Origin of the sequence: Pseudomonas sp. Sample_9 (genome assembly GCF_004307535.1) — a bacterium.
In the GTDB taxonomy this organism is placed as follows: domain Bacteria; phylum Pseudomonadota; class Gammaproteobacteria; order Pseudomonadales; family Pseudomonadaceae; genus Aquipseudomonas; species Aquipseudomonas mercuritolerans.
In genome coordinates this window covers 1-1,136 of sequence record NZ_RAZO01000194.1, presented here as the reverse complement: position 1 = coordinate 1,136, position 1,136 = coordinate 1, and the positions used below count along the sequence as shown (strand labels likewise).

The window sequence follows — 1,136 nt, the reverse complement described above, 5'->3', positions numbered from 1 at the left end:
CACGTCAGCTTCATCGACCGCGTCGGCATCACCCAGGAAGTCCTGGCTATCCTCGGTGGGCGCAATCTCAATCTGGATGCGGTGGAGATGATCCCGCCGAACGTCTACATCGACGCGCCGACCCTCAGCCCGCAAGTGCTCGAAGAACTCAAAGACGCGCTGTTTCGCGTGCTCGGCGTGGAAGCGGTGACCGTGGTCGATATCCTGCCCGGCCAGCGTCGGCATCTGCAGCTAGATGCCTTGCTCGCAGCGATGACCGACCCGGTGCTGGCCCTCGACAGCGCCGGCAAGGTGCTGCTGGCCAACCCGGCGCTGATTGCCCTGTACGGTCGCGAACCGGCCGGCGAAAGTGTCTCGGCGTTGTTCAACGATCCCGGTCTGCTCGACACCCTGCTGGAAAACGGCTTTCGCCTGCCGCTGCGCGAGATCACCGTCAACGGCCAAACCCTGCTGCTCGACGCCACGCCGATCACCGACGCCGGCGCCCTGCTGACCCTGTATCAACCGAACCGCATCGGCGAACAACTCTCGGCACTGCATCACGATCACGCCGAAGGCTTCGACGCGTTGCTCGGCGAGTCTCCGGCGATTCGCACACTCAAGGCCCGCGCGCAACGCGTCGCCGCCCTTGATGCACCGTTGCTGATTCAAGGCGAAACCGGTACCGGCAAAGAATTGGTGGCCCGTGCCTGTCACGCGATCAGTGCGCGGCACAGTGCTCCTTTTCTGGCGTTGAACTGCGCAGCGCTGCCGGAAAACCTCGCCGAAAGCGAACTGTTCGGCTACGCCCCCGGCGCCTTCACCGGTGCGGCGCGTGGCGGTAAACCGGGGCTGATGGAACTGGCCAACCAGGGCACGGTGTTTCTCGATGAAATCGGCGAGATGTCGCCGTACTTGCAGGCCAAACTCCTGCGTTTTCTCAACGACGGCAGCTTCCGCCGTGTGGGCGGCGATCGCGAAGTGAAGGTCAACGTGCGCATCCTCAGCGCGACCCACCGCGACCTGGAAAAAATGGTCAGCGAAGGGCTGTTCCGCGAAGACCTGTTCTATCGCCTCAACGTGCTCAACGTCGAAGTGCCGCCGCTGCGTGAACGCGGTCAGGACATCCTGCTGCTGGCGCGCTACTTCATGCAGCA

The 1,136-nt window shown here is 63.6% G+C and carries 1 protein-coding gene; it reads left to right on the top strand.

Translation table 11 applies throughout. From position 1 onward, the window contains the following. The coding region (locus tag D6877_RS10630) for a sigma 54-interacting transcriptional regulator (protein ID WP_130910725.1) at positions 1-1,136 on the top strand (1,136 nt) is incomplete at both ends.